Source organism: Amycolatopsis sp. NPDC004772, assembly GCF_053601215.1.
The window spans coordinates 60,694-76,463 of the sequence record NZ_JBSGBK010000036.1 but is presented as its reverse complement, the minus strand read 5'-3'; the positions used below and the strand labels follow the sequence as shown (position 1 = coordinate 76,463).

Here is a 15,770-nt window from a genome sequence, read left to right as displayed (position 1 = left end):
GTTCGGTGCGTCTGACGCACCGAACGCCACATTGGGTGCGCTGGACGCAACCAACGCCACATTGGGGCGCTTGGGACCTGGGTGGCCGGTGGTGCTCAGTCCTCCGCGCGACGGCGGCGGCGGGGCGTCGACCCGGTGCCGCCGTTGGCCGCGAGCAGCTCGCTCACCGAGCGACCCGCCGCGTGCGAGCCGCTGCCCGGGGCGGGCTCGGGCGCGGCCCGGCGGCCGTTGCGGGCTCCGTTGTGGCCGTTGCCGTTCTGCGGCGGCTCGACGTCCGCCGGGTCCACCGGGGCCATTCCGCGGCGGGACATCGAGGCCCGCTCCGCGACCATGCCCTCCCAGGCCGGGGGCTCGCCGTCCGGACGGCGGCGGCGGCCTCCACCCGGGGGCTCCGGCGCCGCGGCGGGCACGGCCGGCATCTGCTGCGAGTCCTCCGGCTTGCGGCGGCGGCCACCCGAGCGGCCCTGGAAGTTGCGGACCGACTCCGGCAACGTCGGGTTCGCGATCGGTGCCTCGGCCTTGGCCGCCGCGGCTTCTCCCGCCGGCGCGCGGTGCGAACCGCCGTGGCGGGACGGCGGCTCCTCCAGGATCGGCGACATGTCGGCCCGCGAGAACTGCTCCAGCCGCGACGGACGGCGGCTGTCGGCGGCCGGGACCGGCGTAGTCGGCGGCACCACCGGCGGCAGGTCGGTGCGCGACGGCTGCCGCGGCGCCGGCTTGTTGCTCGGCACCGGCGTCGTCGGCGGGACGACCGGCGGGAGGTCCGTGCGCGACGCGGCGGCGTCCCGCGGCATCGGCGGCTTCGGCTCGGGCGGCTTCGGCCGGTTCGGGCGCTGGCGCTCGGCGAAGTCGTCGCGGTTCTGGAAGGCCGCGCTCAGGTCCTTGACCGGCCGGATGTCCGACCGCGACAGCTCCGACGGCTTCGGCGGCGGCACGCTGGCCGCCGGACGCCCCGGCACCGGCCGCGGCGGCTCGGGCGCCTTCCGCGGATCCGGACGCGCGCCGTTCGGCTGGCCGCCGACACGCGGGAGGTCCGGACGCGACATCTCGACGCGCGGGATATCGGGCCGCGACATCTCCACGCGCGGAATGTCCGGACGCGACATCTCCACCCGCGGGATATCGGGCCGCGACATCTCCGCCCGCGGGAGGTCCGCGCGCGACATGTCGACCCGGGGGATGTCCGGACGGGACATCTCGACTCGGGGGATGTCCGGGCGCGACATCTCCACCCGGGGAATGTCCGGGCGCGACATCTCGACCCGCGGAATGTCCGTACGCGACGCTTCGGCCCGCGGGGCGTTCGGCCGCGGCGCCTCGGGCCGCGGCATCGGCGCCTCGACGCGCGGGAGGTCCGGGCGCGACATCTCGACGCGCGGGATGTCGGGCCGCGACACCTCGACGGGCCGGATGTCCGACCGCGACAGCTCGGCCCGGCGCGCGGGCGGCGGCTCGGGACGGCGGATTTCCGTCTTCGGCTCCGGCGGCTGCGGGCGGCGGATCTCGGTCTTCGGCTCCGGCGCCTGCGGACGCCGGATTTCGGTCTTCGGGTCAGCCGGGGGCCGCGGGACGTCCCGGCGCGTCGGCTCGACCGCGGCTTCCGGACGGCGCTCGGGCTGCTTCGCGACTTCGTCCTGCTTCGGCAGCCGCATCGGCTGGGACTCGGCCTGCCGGCGCGCCGCCTCGGCCCGCAGCTCGGCGGCCTTCAGCTCGCGCTGCGCGGCGTTCAGCGCCGGGTCGACCGGCGGCACCGGCGGACGGCGCTCGCTCAGCGGCTTCGGCCGGGCCATCTGCTGGGTGCTCTGCACGGAGACGTTCGCCGGCGCCTTCGGGACCACCGGCTTGCCGCCGAAGCCCTTGCCCTTGCCGAGGCCCTTGCCGTTCGCGGGCTTGCCGTTCGAGGCCTTGCGACGGCGTTCGTCGAGGACGCGGTCGATCAGCTCGGTCGGCCGCTCGCCGCCCTCGACCACCGGCTTCTTCCCGGCCATCAGCTGGGCGGGCTTCTTCTTCGGCGCGGCGTCGGGGATCAGGCGGTTCTCGTCGGACAGCTTGCGCATCCGGGTCGCCTGCGCGGTCAGCGCGACGCGTTCGAGCAGCACCTCGCCGCCGAACAGCGACTGGAGGCTGTCGCGCAGCGCGGACACCTCCGCGCGCAGCGCCTCCAGCTCCTCGCGGCCCTTGGAGTCGGCGGCGGTGCGGTTCTCCGCCTCCATCTCCAGCTCGTACTCGCGCCGGGCCGCGATCTCGCGTTCCAGCTCCAGTTCGTACACAGCCTGCGCCTCGGCGACCGCGTCCTCGCTCTGTGCCGCGCTCTTGCGGTACTTCACGGCGAGGAATGCGCCGATCAGGGCGGCCCAGAGGGCCGCGACGATCCCGAGCCGGAGGTAGCGGAGATCGTCGCTGAGCACCAGTGCGAGGGTGGCTCCGATGGCGAGAACAAAGCCGACGACGAGCCACGGCCTGCCCAAGAGGCGGCCGCGCGAGTCGTCACCCACGCCGGTCATGACTGACACCGTACCTGCTCGTAATCCGAACGAGACCTACTCGGTCCAGCGAGCGGTGGGATTCCAGCGCTAACCGGTCGTCCCGCGGGTGCGCTCACGATCGTGGTCCTGCGGGGTCCGGCAGCAGTGTTCGAGCCACAAAGCCGCTGCTACCAGGGCCGCGGAGGACACCGCGCCGACCGCCGCGGCCCGCGTGTCGAAAACCGCGGCGACGAGTTCGTCACGTCGGGGAAAAAGATAGGCGAGCGCCGCCAGCCAGGCGCCCGCCATGAACGCGCCGGCGAGTGACGAAGCCTTGGCGAGGGCCACCGATCGGGCTACCCCGATCGCGCCGACGACCCGGCCGTTCTTGATGCGCGACCGGATCGAGAAGGCCAGCACGACCTCGATCACGGCGAGCACGGCGAAGGTGACGCCGGCGAGGAGCGGCAGCTGCGGCAGCGAGCCGTAGGCCGTCTGGAAGAGCAGGTAGCCGAGGCCCAGGCCGAGCAGCCCGGCGACCACCAGGTCGCGGGGCCGGGTGAAGTGCATGCCTCAACCGTACCGTGGAAGAGTTGACTCTCCACCGACTGGAGAGTTCATCATGCGTTTCGTGGGCACCACCGCAACCTTCACCATCGGCGAGCTGTCCCGGCGGACGGGCCTGCCGGTCAAGACGATCCGCTTCTATTCGGACGAGGGCCTCCTGCCGCCGACCGACCGGACGGACGCCGGCTACCGCCTCTACGACGCGGCCGCGATGGCCCGCCTGGAGCTGGTCCGCACGCTGCGGGAGCTGGGTCTCGGCCTCGCCGACGTCTCCGCAGCGCTGACGCAGTCGACGACGGTCGGAGAGCTGGCGGTCCGGCACGTGGAGGCGCTCGACGAGCAGATCCGGCGGCTGCGGCTGCGCCGGGCGGTGCTGCGCGCGGTGGCCAAGCGCAATTCCGAACTGGAGGAAGTGAACCTGATGAACCGACTAGCGTCGATGTCCGACGAGGAGCGCAAGCGGCTGGTCGACGAGTTCTGGGACGAAATGGTCGCCGGGCTCGACATCGACCAGGAGTTCTACCGCCGGATGCGCTCGGGCAAGCCGGAGCTGCCCGACGACCCGACCCCGGAGCAGCTCGAGGCCTGGATCGAGTTCGCCGAACTGGTCCAGGACCGGGAGTTCCGGGCGCTGATCCGCCAGATGAGCGAAACCCAGGCCAAGCAGATCGAGGACGGCGAGTTCGAGCAGCCGCCGGAAGGCTGGCAGCAGTACTGGCAGGATTGGTCGGCTCGCGCGGAAGCGGCCGTGGCGGCGGGCGAATCCCCCACGTCGGAGACGGGGCAAACGCTTGCGGCCGACCTGGCGGCGGCGTCCGCCCGCGAGAACCAGGACCCGACCGCACCGGAGTTCCGGGCCGAGCTGGCGGACCGGTTCGCGATGAGCGGAGATCCCCGGGCCGAGCGCTACTGGCAACTGCTGGCCACGATCAACGGCTGGCCCCCGATCCCGACGGCCCAGCCGGCGGTCCGTTTCATGATCGAAGCTCTGCGCGGCTGAGCGCACGGGAACGACAGCTCGGCGACGGACCGGCGGTGACCGGTAACGGCCACCACCGGTTCACCGATGAGTAACCTTTCCGACCACCGAAAGCCCGGCTCGGCTTGACTTGGCGCGGGCTCCGGCTTGGCCCGGCTTGGCGCGGGCTCCGGGTCGGCGCGGGCTTCGGGCTTCGGCTCAGGCGCCGACGGCCGGAACGGCACACGGACACCCAAACCGGCACCCAGCCCAGACCTCCCCCGCCACCCCGATCCGAAGCCCGAACACGGACGGTGGTGCCGGGTCAAGGCACGCTTTCCCGCCTTGACGCGGTACCACCGGCCGTAGTGACAATCACGGCTTCGGGGTGGCGGGCCGCGCACCGGACGACACGACCTCGCACCCAAGCCAGGTACGCCTCCGGGCAAAGCCCCCACCCAGCACCGGCCGACTTCACCGAAGCCCCCGCCGGGGGTCCCCCCGGTTTCAACGCTACCCGCGAGTACCGACAATCCCAGGCAATCGAACCCACGTTGTCCACAGGCCCTCGAAGTTGTCCACAGGGGACCTCAACGCAGCGCGAGATCCGTCCGACGGACCGTGGCCACCTCGTCCGCCGGCCGAGCGGCGAGCAACGCTGCGATCGGGCCGTGGCCCGGCAGGACTGCGTCCGGCTCGATCTCCACCCATGGCACCAGCACGCTCGCGCGGTCCGGGGTTCCTGGGTGCGGCAACAGCAGCTCCGGGTCCTCGGACGTCACGCCGTCCACCGTGACCACGTCGACGTCCAGGGTTCGGGGGCCCCAGCGCAGCTCGCGGACGCGGCCCGCCGCCTGCTCGGCCTGCTGGCCCGCTCGGAGCCAGGCCCAGTGGTCGCGGGCCGGGTCGTCGACCACGCAGACCGCGTTGAGGAAGTCCGGCTGGTCCTCGACTCCCCACGCCTTCGTCTCGTACACGCTCGACACCGCGACCAGCGCCGGGCGGACGGCGTCGAGCGCCAGGGTCAGGAAGCCCAGGCGGTCGCCCAGGTTGGAGCCGAGGGACAGGACCGCGCGGCTCACCGGTCGCGCCGGACCGTTACGGCCACGTCGTCGAACGTCAGGGGGATCGGGGCCGATGGCTTGTGGACCGTCACCTCGACCGCGCCCAGGCGCTCGTCGCGCAGCACCTCGTCGGCGATCTTGCCCGCGACGCTCTCGATCAGGTCGTACGGCTCGCCCGCGACGATGCCCGCCGCCAGCTCGGCCAGCTCGCCGTAGTGGAGGGTCTTCGTCAGGTCGTCCGACGCCGCGGCCGGCCCGAGGTCCAGCCACACCGTGATGTCGACGACGAACTCCTGGCCGTCCCGCTTCTCGTGCTCGAACACGCCGTGGCGCCCGAACACGCGCAAGCCGGTCAGCGTGATCCGGTCAGCCATCCGTCCTCCAAGCAGCGGCCACCGCGACCGCGTCCAGCGAAGCCCCGACCTCGTGCACCCGCACGCCCCACGCACCGGCCGCCGCGGCGAGCGCGGAGATCGCCGCGGTGGCATCCTCCCGGCCGTCCGGTGGACGCGGTGTTCCGTCCTTTTCGGACAGCAGGCGGCCGAGGAACCTCTTGCGCGAGGCGCCCACGAGCACCGGGAAACCAAGCGCTAGCAAAGAATCTAGCCCACGCAGCAACGCCCAGTCGTGCTCGGCGTTCTTCGCGAAACCCAGCCCAGGATCCAGCACGATCGCGCTCTCGGCCACGCCGGCCGCGAGCGCCGCGTCCACTCTGGACAGCAATTCGGCGCGCACGTCGGCCACGACGTCCTCGTACTCGGCGAGCGCCTGCATGTCCTTGCTGTGCCCACGCCAGTGCATCAGCACCCACGGCACCCCGGCGTCAGCCGCGACGCGCGCCATGTCCGGATCCGCCAGCCCGCCCGAGACGTCGTTGACGACATGCGCGCCGGCTTCGAGCGCCGCGGCGGCCACGGCGGCCCGCGTGGTGTCGACCGACAACGCCACCCCTTCCGCGGCGAGCGTCTTGATCACCGGCAGGACGCGCTGCAGCTCGGTGGCGGCGTCCACCCGGGACGCTCCCGGCCGCGTCGACTCGCCCCCGACGTCGATCAGGTCGGCCCCGCGCGCCCACATCTCGCGGGCGTGCTCCAGCGCCTGGTCGAGCCCGAGGTAACGGCCACCGTCCGAAAAGGAATCAGGCGTCACGTTCAGCACGCCCATCACCACGCACCGGCCGGGCGTGGGAAGTCCCACGCTCACCGGCGCGCCTTGATGAGGTCCAGCGCCTCCGCCCGCGACGACGGTGACGTCTTCAGCTGCCCGCGCACGGCGGAGGTGGTGGTGCGGGCGCCGGGCTTCCGGATGCCGCGCATGGCCATGCAGAGGTGCTCGGCCTCGATGACGACGATCACGCCACGGGGCTCGAGCTTGCGGACGAGGGCGTCGGCGACCTGGGACGTCAGACGCTCCTGGACCTGGGGGCGCTTGGCGTAGAGGTCGACGAGCCGGGCCAGCTTGGACAGCCCGGTGACCTTCCCGGCGGCGTTCGGGATGTACCCGACGTGCGCGACGCCGTGGAAGGGCACCAGGTGGTGTTCGCACTGGCTGAACATCGGGATGTCCGTGACCAGCACCAGCTCTTCGTGGGACTCGTCGAACGTCTTGTCCAGGACCGAGTCCGGCTCGGTGTAGAGGCCCGCGAACATCTCGCGGTACGCGCGGGCGACCCGGGCGGGGGTGTCCTTCAGACCGTCCCGCTCCGGGTCTTCACCGCAGGCCAGCAAGAGCTCCCGGATCGCCTTCTCCGCCCGGTCGTGGTCGAAGACCGGGCGGTCGGCGTCACTGGGGCTTTTCGGGTCCATCCACGTCACGTCGCTCCCCCTCGCTCTGCTGGTTGCCGGCTTGGTCGGCGAACCAGCCGTGCTCACGAGGGCGTTCTTCACCACCGGGCCGCCACGACTGGCCCGGCTGGCCGCCCGGCGAGGTCGCCGGGGTCCAGCCCGGAGGGGCACCGTAGTTGGGCGGGCCGCTCTGGCCGGACGGCTGGCCGCCGCCGTAGGTCTGCGGCCAGTGCGCCGTACCGCCTGCGCCACCGTTCGGGCTGCCGTAGGGACGGCCGCCGTTCGGGTAGGCGCCCGGCTGCGGCGGGGCGTACGGGTTGGCGTTCGGGTCGACCGGCGACGGCGACGGGTACGGCGGACCGCCCGGCAGCTCGCCCGCGCCCGGCGCGGTGCCGACCGGGGTCGGCTCCGGCTTCAGGACCGGCTTCTCCTTCTCCGGCGGCGGCCACGGCTCGCCGCGCTCCATCGCCAGCTCGCCCGGGGTCTTGATCGGCGGCTTGTCCGACGGCGTCCGCTCACCGAATTCGTTGAACACGGTGATGTGCGGACGCTTCTCGACCGTCGCGAAGATCCGCTCCAGGTCCTTGCGGGTCAGCGTCTCCTTCTCCAGGAGCTCGATGACCAGCTCGTCGAGCACGTCGCGGTAGGTGTTGAGCACGTGCCACGCCTCGGTGTGCGCCGTCTCGATGAGCTTGCGCACCTCCTCGTCGATCTCGTGCGCCACCTCGAGCGAGTAGTCCGCCTGGCGGCCGGCCGAGCGGCCGAGGAACGGGTCGCCCTGCTCCTGGCCGTACTTGACCGCGCCGAGCCGGGCGCTCATGCCGTACTCGGTGACCATCGCGCGGGCGATCTTCGTCGCCTGCTCGATGTCGGACGACGCGCCGGTGGTGGGCTCGTGGAAGACGAGCTCCTCGGCCGTGCGGCCACCCATCGCGAAGACCAGCCGCCCGATCATCTCGGAGCGGGTCATCAGGTCCTTGTCGTCCTCGGGGACGAGCAGTGCGTGCCCGCCCGTGCGGCCGCGCGGCAGGATGGTCAGCTTGTAGACCGGCTCGATGTCCGGCATCGCCCACGCGGCGAGCGCGTGCCCGCCCTCGTGGTAGGCCGTGATCTTCTTCTCCTTCTCGGAGATGATCCGGCTCTTGCGCGCCGGGCCGCCGACGACGCGGTCGACCGACTCCTCCAGCGCCGCGTCGGTGATCACGTGCCCGTTCTGGCGGGCGGTGAGCAGCGCGGCCTCGTTGAGGACGTTCGCCAGGTCGGCGCCGGACATGCCGACCGTGCGCTTGGCCAGGCTGGTCAGGTCGGTGCCCTGGGCGATCGGCTTGCCCTTGGCGTGCACCTCGAGGATCGCCTTGCGGCCGCGCAGGTCGGGCGCGGACACCGGGATCTGCCGGTCGAACCGGCCCGGGCGCAGCAGCGCCGGGTCGAGGATGTCCGGCCGGTTGGTGGCCGCGATCAGGATGATGCCGCCGCGGGCGTCGAAGCCGTCCATCTCGACGAGCAGCTGGTTCAGGGTCTGCTCGCGCTCGTCGTGCCCGCCGCCGAGGCCGGCGCCGCGCTGGCGGCCGACCGCGTCGATCTCGTCGACGAAGATGATGCAGGGCGCGTTCTGCTTGGCCTGTTCGAACAGGTCACGGACACGCGAGGCGCCGACACCGACGAACATCTCGACGAAGTCCGAGCCGGAGATCGTGTAGAACGGCACGCCCGCCTCGCCGGCCACGGCCCGCGCGAGCAGCGTCTTGCCGGTACCCGGCGGCCCGTAGAGCAGGACGCCCTTCGGGATCTTCGCGCCGAGCGCCTGGTAGCGCGCCGGGTTCTGCAGGAAGTCCTTGATCTCGTACAGCTCTTCGACGGCCTCGTCGGCGCCCGCGACGTCCCCGAAGGTCGTCTTGGGCATGTCCTTGTTCAGCTGCTTGGCCTTGGACTTGCCGAAGTTGAGGACGCGGTTGCCGCCGCCCTGGGCGTTGTTCATCATCCACATCAGCAGGCCCAGCACGAGGGCGAGCGGGATGGCGAAGATGAGGATCTGCGTCAGCACGCCCTGCTGGGTCACCTTGGTGGTGAACTTGATCGGCTGGCCGCCCGCCTTCGCCGCGATCAACGAGTCGTAGATCGGGCGGGTGGCGTCCGCCGGGTACTGCGAAATGATCTGGGTGACCTGCTGGCCGTCGACGTCGATGGGCTTGGCCAGCAGCAGCTTGAGCTGCTGTTCCTTGTCCTCGAGGCTGGCTTCCTTGACGTTGTTCGAGGTGATCTGGGAGTTCGCCACCGAGATGGGTGCCTGGGTGTACCCACGATCACTGTCGAAGATCGTGTTGTACGCGAACAACGCCAGCAACCCCGCGACGATCCACAGCAGTGGGTTCCTGAGCACGCTCTTCCGGTTCATACGACTCGGCCCTGGTGGCCTCGACCCTCCCTGGTTGGGCGGCTCCTGTGATACCCGCCATCACGATCTTGACAACCACTGGTGCCTGGACACCTGCTCATCAGGGTACCGTCCGCTGCCGCGTTCATCCCCTGTGAGCCTCTCGCAGGTCAACGGGCGATACCGCGCCAGGGTTCCCGGACGGCACCCGCACCCGTTCACGCTATCGCGTGCCGTCGGACACACTGTTCACCATCTCGCCCAGCCGGGTGCGCAACGTGGCCGGGTCCGCGGGCGCCACGGTGACCCACTCGCGACCGTCCGTACCTGCGCGGGAGAGGCTCAGGTACCGGCCGGTCGCGGTGTCGAACCAGGCCAGCACGCGGGACCGCTGCTTGGCTCCGACCTGCGAACGGCTGTTCGCTGCCAGCTGACCGCCGCGCTGCCGGGGCTGCCCGGCGAGGCGGCCGTAGGCCTCGCGCGGGTCGGCCGTGACGCGTTCGCTCAGCGGGGTCCGGCGCGCCTTGCCGCGCTCCTCACCCGACGACGGCAGCGACGCCGGCACCCGGATCGGCGCGGTGCGCAGAGCATCGTCCAGCGGGAGTGTGACCGACGCCTCGCTGCCGCGCGGCCCGGCGGGCAGGATCCCGACGACGGCGGAGACCAGGCCGTCCGGTGGGACGTCCCGCAGCCAGATGCCGTCCGCGTCCTGGACCGCGAGCACGCCCTTGGTCTCGTCGGCCGCCGCGAGGACGCCGACCGTCGGGGCTTCGAACTGCGGGATGTGCAGCGCGTCGATGGTCAGCGGGGCGAAGGCCAGCAGGTGCAGGGCGTCCTCGATCGGCGGGGCGAGCCGGCCGCGTGGTTCGCGGATGCCGCGCGCCTTCAGCTCGACGTCGATGCGGTGCCGCAGCGACACGCGCTCATCTTCGGTCGCGCCGTGCGACCGGATGATCAGCGGGTACGGCAGCTCGCCGACCTGCGCCGACTCCCACAGGAAGTCGAACGCCAGCGGCGAGAAGAACTCTTGCATCATCACTCTCCCGGATCGGACTCTTGCTCAGCGTAGCCCGCACCCCCGACAAAACCGGATCGTTCCGGGGCAGGCTGGGCACGTCCGGAGACCGATCCTCCCAGAGGGAGCCGCCGGAGCGGGCGAGCGCCGGTGCGGGCGGTCTTCCGCGGCTGGTCGTGAGTGGTAAGGCGGGTTCTAACCCGCCTTACCACTCACGACCGGTGCGGCAGAGGTCAGACCGAGCTCGTCGTCGCGGCTCCGGCGAGCATCTCACCGAGGCGGTGGCGCAGGGTGGCGGCGTCGGCGGGGGCGATGGTGATCCAGTCCCGGCCGTCGCGGCCGCGGGTCGCCTGGGTGAAGTAGCGGCCGGTCTCGGTGTCGAACCAGCTCAGCACCGGCGTCCGGGTGCGCGCGCCCAGGCGGGTGCGGGCGTTGGCGCCGATCTGGCCGCCGCGCAGCCGCGGCTGGGCGTGCAGCCGGGCCAGGGCCTTGCGATCCTCGTCGGCCGACGCGCGCTCGTCGCCGTTGCCGCGTCGCTGCAGGAAGTCGCCGCCGGTCAGCTGCTCCATCGGCACCGTGAGCGACTTCTCACTGCCACGCGGGGCCCCCGGCAGCAGTGACACGATCGCGCTGGCGAGCCCATCGGCCGGGCACGGCTGCAGGTGCAGGCCGCGGGTGTCCTGGACGGCCAGCAGGCCCTGGCCGCCCAGCACGCCGGCGATCGCGAGCAGCGGTTCGGCGTCCGGGGCGATCAGCTGGACGGCGTCCAGGCTCAGTTCGGGCGCCGCCAGGACGCCGAAGTAGTCCTCGACGTGCGGCTCGGGCCGGCCGCGGCCGTCGGCGAGACCGCGCGCGGCGAGCCCCTCCAGCGTGCGGCGGCGCAGCAGCGATCGCTCGTCGACGGTCGCGCCGTGCGAACGGATGCGCAGCGGGTACGGCAGCTCGCCCAGCCCGGCCGACTCCCACAGGAAGTCCACCTCGACCGGGGTGAGCAGCTCGGCGTTCGGCATCGGGCCACCCCCCAGGAGAAACCGGGCCGGGCACACCGTCGGCGTGCCCGGCCCGGAAGGATCAGCGGTCTTCGTCGTCCCCGGACCAGCCGATGACCGGCGGCGGGGTCGCCTGGTTCGCGCCGAAGGCCTCGTCCGGGTCCGCCTCGATGAGGAAGGACGCGTGCGTGTGCTCCTCGTCCTGCTCGCCCTGGGCGCCCTGCGGGGCCATGCCGCCCATGCCCGGGTTCATCGGCGGCGGCGTCTGCCCGCCGATGGTGCCCGCGGACGAGACGAGACCCTGCTGCGGCGCCTGGGCCGAAGCGGCGCTCTGGCCCTGGCCGTCGGCCGCCGCCAGGCTCGTGTCGTCCTTGGACTTCGCGCCGGACCTGCTGCCCGCACCCAGCGCCCGCGACGCGAGCGCGCCGAGACCGCCGGCCACCCCGCCGATGCCGAGGCCCAGGCCGACCTTGCCGAGCGGGTTGCTGCCACCCGGCTGCCCGCTGCCCGCGGGGACGTGGCCCGCGCCGGTGCCGGTGCCCGCACCGCTGACCGAACCGCCCGCACCGTCGCTGCCGAGGGTGGCCGCGTCCGCGCCGAAGCCCGCACCCGGGACGCCGCCGTGGACGCCGTTCGGGCCGACGACGCCGGCGTGCTGCGCACCGAACGCGGCGCCGTGGCCGCCGAAGCCCGCGCCGCCGGAGGCGAAGATCGCGTCACCCGCGCCGGGCAGGCTGCCGACCGGGCCCGTGCTGCCGACGCTGTTCACCGAGTTGAACGACAGGGAGTTGTGCGACGCCGTCGGCTGCATGCCGAGCGACTCCGGGCCGAAGCTGGGGGTCGAGTTGTCGACCTCCTTCATCGCCTGGGTGTAGGCGTTGAAGAACGCGACCTGCTGCGCCTTGACGTCGTTGGCCGCGTCCGCCTGCGCCTTCTGGTCGGCGATCAGCGCCGCCGGACCGCCGGCCAGCGCGGCCGCCATGGACTGCTTGGGGTCGTAGTCCTTCGGGGCGGGCATCTTCTTGACCTCGGCGGCCGCCGCGGCCTGCTTGGCGAGCCTGTCGGACATCGTGTGCGCGGCGTCGGAAGCCTGCGAACCGGAGTTCGCGATGGCCACCAGCGCGCCCTGCGCACCCGCGGCACCCCGGCCGACCCACGCGTTGCCCAGCTCGGAGATCGCGTTGTAGAGGTGGTCGGAGGCCTGCTTCAGCTCGGAGCCGTGGTGCGCCCAGACGTGCCCGGTCGCCTCGGCCGTGCCGGGGTCGTTGTTGTTGACCGCGCCGGCGTAGAGCTGCTGGCTCTCCTGCGCGTTCCAGTTCGGCGGGTTGGCGATCGCGCGGTCGCTGCCCATGTCGAAGCCGCCGGCGCTGCCGCGGGCGTTGTCGACGATGTTCTGCGACGCCGAGTTGTCGCCGAGCGGGACCAGCGAGCCCGGGTCGGTCGCCGCCGGCTGGTCGCTGTGGTTCGGAGCCATGACTACGAGTTCCCCTCTGGACTCAGGCGTTACGGAACGGGTCGGCCGCGGCCTGGTCGATCTCGTGGTACCGGGCCATCGCCGTGACGATGCCTTCTTCGGCGTCGGAGTACTGCTGGAGCAGGTTCTGCAGGGCGGCGGCGTACGAGTCGCCCCCGCCGTCCGCGCGCTGAACGAACTTCGCGGCCATCGCGTTGCCGACCGGGTTGTCGCCGAGCTTCGGCGGCTGCGCGAGCGTGCCCGCGCCGGCGAGCAAGGCCTCGACGGCGTCCTTGCCCGTGCGGATCTTGTTCAGCACGGCCTGCGCGGCGTCGGGGTCGATCCCGACCTGACCCGCCGCGGCCGCGGCCTTGAAGGCGTTCGCGTCGGCAGCGCTGCTGTTCCCCATCTGCACTCTCTCCCGTTCCCCCGACCCGGTCACCCGCGGGCACGATTGGTCTTCGCATAGGTTAACGCACGTGATCAGAGCCTATGACGCAAACTTCGTGCCCGGGGTTCCGCGGATCCGGTAATTGCGGTGAACGGTCGGTGAACCCCCGCCGGCGGGCTACGAGGTGTAGACCTTCGGGTCGAGGGTGCCGATGTAGGGCAGGTCCCGGTACCGCTCGGCGTAGTCGAGGCCGTAGCCGACGACGAACTCGTTGGGGATGTCGAAGCCGATGTACTTCACCGGCACGTCCACCTTCACCGCTTCCGGCTTGCGCAGCAGCGAAACGACCTCGAGCGACGCGGGGTTGCGGCTGGCGAGGTTCTTCAGCAGCCACGACAGCGTCAGGCCGGAGTCGACGATGTCCTCGACGATCAGGACGTCCCGGCCCGCGATGTCGCGGTCGAGGTCCTTGAGGATCCGGACGACGCCGGACGACGACGTCGCCGATCCGTACGAAGAGACGGCCATGAATTCCAGCTGCGTCGGCAGCGGCAGCGCGCGGGCGAAGTCGGTCATGAACATGACCGCGCCCTTCAGGACGCCCACCAGCAGGAGTTCCCCCTGCCCGTTGGCCGGATAGTCGGCAGCGATCTGCTCCGACAGCTCCGCGATCTTGTCCTTGATCTGCTGCTCGGTGACGAGCACGGAGGCGATTTCGCCCTCGTACACGGGTCATTCTCCTCGTGTGGTGGGTTGGGAGGTGAGGCAGAGCCTGCCACGGCACCGGCTCGCCTCCAAGTTGCCGGGCAACCACACGCCGCCCTGACCACGCCACCGGGCGACGAGGTCGTCGACCGCCCGGAGGTGCGCGTCGGTGAGCTCGCGCACACCCGATTGCAGCAACCACCTGCGAAGAACCCGCCGCCGCAGTGCCGCGGGCTCGGCCGCGAGGACGCCGACGTCCAGCCCTTCGACGCCGCCCGCGCGGGTGAAGATCATGTCCGCCATTGTGTCCAGCGCCTCATTGTCTTCACGCAGCTGCGCCGCCGTCCGGGCGAGCGCGGCGGCGACTCCGCCGTTGAGGACGTCCTCCAGCAACGGCAGGACTTCGGTGCGCAGCCGCACGCGCGTGAACCGCGGTTCGGCGTTGTGCGGGTCGTCCCACGGCTCGACGCCGAGTTCGGCGCACGCGGCCCGGGTGGTCGCGCGGCCGACGGCGAGCAGCGGGCGGCCCCACGGCGGGTCGTGCGGCCGCATCCCGGCGACGCTGCGCGGGCCGGAGCCGCGGCCGAGCCCGAGCAGGACCGTTTCGGCCTGGTCGTCGAGGGTGTGGCCGAGCAGGACGAGCCCGTGCCCGGCGAGGGTCCGGTAGCGGGCCTTGCGGGCGGCGGCTTCCGGGCCGCCCGGGCCGGTGACGTCGGCCCGGCGCACCTCGGCTTCGTCGGCACCCAGCGCCTTCGCCGCGGCGGCCGCGTCGGCCGCGACCTTGGCCGAGCCCTCCTGCAGCCCGTGGTCGACGACCAGCGCGCGGACGACGTGCCCGCGGTGGTGCCCGACGTGCGCGGTGGCCTCGGCCAGCGCGAGCGAGTCGGCGCCGCCGGAGACCGCGACGCACAGCTCGGGGGGTGCTTCGACGGTCTCCAGGAAGGCGCGGACGGCCCGCCGGACGGCCGCGACCGCCGGCCCGGTCATCCGTGCAGGCGCCGGACCCACGCCGCCGGGTCGGAGATCTCGGCGCGCGACGGCAGGGTGTTCGGCGACCGCCAGACGGCGTTGAAGCCGTCCATGCCGACGGCGTCCACGACGTGCTTCGTGAACTTCGCGCCTTCTTCGTACTGACGGATCTTCGCGTCGACGCCGAGCAGCGCGCGCAGCAGCCGGTCGAAGACGCCGCCGCCCTTGCGCCGGGCGGTGAACCGCGCGCGGATCTTGTCGACGCTCGGCACGACCTGCGGGCCGACGGCGTCCATCACGTAGTCGGCGTGCCCCTCCAGCAGCGTCGAGAGCGCGAGCAGCCGGTCGAACACCGCGCGTTCCTTCGGCGACTGGAGCAGCTCGGCCAGGTTCAGCTTCGGGCCCTGCTTGATCGCCTCCGGCAGCCGGCCGACCAGGTCGGACAGGCTGTCCGTGCCGCCGCCGGCCAGGCCCGAGACGAGCCGCTCGACCTCGTCGGCGAAGTAGTCGCGCAGCCACTTGACCGCGGTGAACTGGAGCCGGTGGGTGCACTCGTGCAGGCAGACCCAGAGCCGGAAGTCGTGGCCCGGCACGTCCATCGCCTGCTCGGCGGCGACGACGTTCGGCGCGACGAGCAGCAGCGTGCCCGCGCGCTCCGGGCCGCCGAAGGGGTCGTACTGGCCGAGCACGCGGCTGGCGAGGAAGGCGAGCACCAGCCCGGTCTGGACGCCGGCGCCGCCGGCCAGGATCGGCCCCAGCGGCCCGCCCTGCTGCGGCAGCGCGCGCCCGGTCAGCGCGTCCAGCCCGGCCGCGGCCGATCTCACCCAGCCCGGGCGGTCGACCACCTCGCCGGGCAGCAGCGGCAGGTCGAGCCCCAGGTTCGTCAGCTGCCGCACGTGCCCCTCGGCCTCGGCGGTCAGCTCGCGCAGGTCGGTGACGGCCTCCTCGGCCCGTTCCCGCGGCACCTGCGGGCCGCCGCGCACCAGCAGGGCGCCGGTCTGCGCGGCGATCGCCCAGTCGACCATGGGCCGGGTCT

At 72.5% G+C, this 15,770-nt stretch carries 15 protein-coding genes; 1 reads left to right on the top strand and 14 read right to left on the bottom strand.

Going from position 1 to position 15,770, the window contains the following annotated elements:
* Positions 1–95: 95 nt before the first annotated feature.
* Together ACWEF6_RS22455 and ACWEF6_RS22450 are read right to left on the bottom strand one after the other, a co-directional pair.
* A complete protein-coding gene (locus tag ACWEF6_RS22455) occupies positions 96–2,504 on the bottom strand; it encodes a DUF6779 domain-containing protein (RefSeq protein ID WP_449684734.1) in 2,409 nt (802 codons plus the stop codon).
* Between the two features lie 69 nt (positions 2,505–2,573).
* A complete protein-coding gene (locus ACWEF6_RS22450) occupies positions 2,574–3,035 on the bottom strand; it encodes a DUF3180 domain-containing protein (protein WP_449684733.1) in 462 nt (153 codons plus the stop codon).
* Positions 3,036–3,096: 61 nt separating this feature from the next.
* Between ACWEF6_RS22450 and ACWEF6_RS22445 the strand changes: the two genes are divergently transcribed.
* Positions 3,097–4,032 (top strand): helix-turn-helix domain-containing protein, encoded by a 936-nt coding sequence (locus tag ACWEF6_RS22445; RefSeq protein WP_449684732.1) that lies wholly within the window; start codon positions 3,097–3,099, stop codon positions 4,030–4,032.
* A 548-nt stretch (positions 4,033–4,580) separates the two neighbouring features.
* Here ACWEF6_RS22445 and folK read toward each other — a convergent pair.
* The 12 genes from folK to ACWEF6_RS22385 all read right to left on the bottom strand — a co-directional run bounded on the left by folK (position 4,581) and on the right by ACWEF6_RS22385 (position 15,759).
* On the bottom strand, positions 4,581–5,072 hold the full coding sequence (gene folK / locus ACWEF6_RS22440; RefSeq protein ID WP_449684731.1) for a 2-amino-4-hydroxy-6-hydroxymethyldihydropteridine diphosphokinase: 492 nt from the start codon (positions 5,070–5,072) through the stop codon (positions 4,581–4,583).
* The gene (folB, locus tag ACWEF6_RS22435; RefSeq protein WP_449684730.1) at positions 5,069–5,428 is read right to left on the bottom strand and encodes a dihydroneopterin aldolase; all 360 of its coding nucleotides are present in this window, start codon (positions 5,426–5,428) and stop codon (positions 5,069–5,071) included. Before folB ends, folK begins: the two co-directional genes overlap by 4 nt.
* A complete protein-coding gene (gene folP, locus ACWEF6_RS22430; RefSeq protein WP_449684741.1) occupies positions 5,421–6,218 on the bottom strand; it encodes a dihydropteroate synthase in 798 nt (265 codons plus the stop codon). Before folP ends, folB begins: the two co-directional genes overlap by 8 nt.
* Positions 6,219–6,253: 35 nt before the next feature.
* Positions 6,254–6,859, bottom strand: a complete 606-nt coding sequence (gene folE / locus ACWEF6_RS22425; RefSeq protein ID WP_310969069.1) for a GTP cyclohydrolase I FolE — start codon at positions 6,857–6,859, stop codon at positions 6,254–6,256.
* A complete protein-coding gene (gene ftsH / locus ACWEF6_RS22420) occupies positions 6,837–9,233 on the bottom strand; it encodes an ATP-dependent zinc metalloprotease FtsH (RefSeq protein WP_449684729.1) in 2,397 nt (798 codons plus the stop codon). The genes folE and ftsH overlap by 23 nt, the downstream gene beginning before the upstream one ends.
* Positions 9,234–9,435: 202 nt before the next feature.
* Entirely contained in the window at positions 9,436–10,248 is an 813-nt protein-coding gene (locus ACWEF6_RS22415) for an ESX secretion-associated protein EspG (protein ID WP_449684728.1), read from the bottom strand.
* 212 nt (positions 10,249–10,460) lie between these two features.
* Positions 10,461–11,237 carry an ESX secretion-associated protein EspG gene (locus ACWEF6_RS22410; protein ID WP_449684727.1) on the bottom strand — a complete coding sequence of 259 codons (777 nt, stop codon included), beginning with the start codon at positions 11,235–11,237 and terminating at the stop codon, positions 10,461–10,463.
* Between the two features lie 61 nt (positions 11,238–11,298).
* Entirely contained in the window at positions 11,299–12,690 is a 1,392-nt protein-coding gene (locus ACWEF6_RS22405; protein WP_449684726.1) for a hypothetical protein, read from the bottom strand.
* A 22-nt stretch (positions 12,691–12,712) separates the two neighbouring features.
* Positions 12,713–13,078 (bottom strand): hypothetical protein, encoded by a 366-nt coding sequence (locus ACWEF6_RS22400; protein ID WP_449684725.1) that lies wholly within the window; start codon positions 13,076–13,078, stop codon positions 12,713–12,715.
* A gap of 159 nt (positions 13,079–13,237) precedes the next feature.
* Positions 13,238–13,789 (bottom strand): hypoxanthine phosphoribosyltransferase, encoded by a 552-nt coding sequence (gene hpt, locus ACWEF6_RS22395; protein WP_125308269.1) that lies wholly within the window; start codon positions 13,787–13,789, stop codon positions 13,238–13,240.
* Between the two features lie 3 nt (positions 13,790–13,792).
* Positions 13,793–14,752 carry a tRNA lysidine(34) synthetase TilS gene (gene tilS / locus ACWEF6_RS22390; protein WP_449684724.1) on the bottom strand — a complete coding sequence of 320 codons (960 nt, stop codon included), beginning with the start codon at positions 14,750–14,752 and terminating at the stop codon, positions 13,793–13,795.
* Entirely contained in the window at positions 14,749–15,759 is a 1,011-nt protein-coding gene (locus ACWEF6_RS22385) for a zinc-dependent metalloprotease (RefSeq protein ID WP_449680287.1), read from the bottom strand. The genes tilS and ACWEF6_RS22385 overlap by 4 nt, the downstream gene beginning before the upstream one ends.
* Between the last annotated feature and the right edge of the window lie 11 nt (positions 15,760–15,770).

What these genes read in the sequence shown, in the direction of transcription:
- ACWEF6_RS22455 (WP_449684734.1), bottom strand. Translation starts at nt 2,504, where the DNA reads ATGACCGGCGTGGGTGACGACTCGCGCGGCCGCCTCTTGGGCAGGCCG.
- ACWEF6_RS22450 (WP_449684733.1), bottom strand. Translation starts at nt 3,035, where the DNA reads ATGCACTTCACCCGGCCCCGCGACCTGGTGGTCGCCGGGCTGCTCGGC.
- folB (WP_449684730.1), bottom strand. Translation starts at nt 5,428, where the DNA reads ATGGCTGACCGGATCACGCTGACCGGCTTGCGCGTGTTCGGGCGCCAC.
- folP (WP_449684741.1), bottom strand. Translation starts at nt 6,218, where the DNA reads ATGGGCGTGCTGAACGTGACGCCTGATTCCTTTTCGGACGGTGGCCGT.
- folE (WP_310969069.1), bottom strand. Translation starts at nt 6,859, where the DNA reads ATGGACCCGAAAAGCCCCAGTGACGCCGACCGCCCGGTCTTCGACCAC.
- ftsH (WP_449684729.1), bottom strand. Translation starts at nt 9,233, where the DNA reads ATGAACCGGAAGAGCGTGCTCAGGAACCCACTGCTGTGGATCGTCGCG.
- ACWEF6_RS22415 (WP_449684728.1), bottom strand. Translation starts at nt 10,248, where the DNA reads ATGATGCAAGAGTTCTTCTCGCCGCTGGCGTTCGACTTCCTGTGGGAG.
- ACWEF6_RS22410 (WP_449684727.1), bottom strand. Translation starts at nt 11,237, where the DNA reads ATGCCGAACGCCGAGCTGCTCACCCCGGTCGAGGTGGACTTCCTGTGG.
- ACWEF6_RS22405 (WP_449684726.1), bottom strand. Translation starts at nt 12,690, where the DNA reads ATGGCTCCGAACCACAGCGACCAGCCGGCGGCGACCGACCCGGGCTCG.
- ACWEF6_RS22400 (WP_449684725.1), bottom strand. Translation starts at nt 13,078, where the DNA reads ATGGGGAACAGCAGCGCTGCCGACGCGAACGCCTTCAAGGCCGCGGCC.
- tilS (WP_449684724.1), bottom strand. Translation starts at nt 14,752, where the DNA reads ATGACCGGGCCGGCGGTCGCGGCCGTCCGGCGGGCCGTCCGCGCCTTC.
- ACWEF6_RS22385 (WP_449680287.1), bottom strand. Translation starts at nt 15,759, where the DNA reads ATGGTCGACTGGGCGATCGCCGCGCAGACCGGCGCCCTGCTGGTGCGC.